At 46.5% G+C, this 254-nt stretch carries 1 pseudogene; it reads right to left on the bottom strand.

Annotated features, from left to right (window positions below):
• Positions 1–254: pseudogene (locus tag M992_RS15280) on the bottom strand (hypothetical protein); the annotation flags it as partial.

The following is a 254-nucleotide window of genomic DNA, read 5'->3' as shown; positions in this document are numbered from 1 at the left end:
TGCATTTTCACCTTTTGCCAGCGCTAATGCAACATTGGCAATACCGTGTGCAGCTACCTTCGCTTTATCATCTTCGATATGTTGACCTATATAGTTCGCAATGTACGGCGCACTGGTATTCGCCACCGCTTTATTTACATCGCCATTTACCAATCCTTGGATTAACGCCGTGCCTGATTCCACGATACGGCGCTTATCGCCACCAACGCCCCACTCTGACGCTTGAACCGATTTTTCAATACGGTCATTTAATA

The organism is Moellerella wisconsensis ATCC 35017 (assembly GCF_001294465.1).
GTDB lineage: Bacteria > Pseudomonadota > Gammaproteobacteria > Enterobacterales > Enterobacteriaceae > Moellerella > Moellerella wisconsensis.
This window is presented reverse-complemented; position numbering and strand designations above follow the sequence as displayed.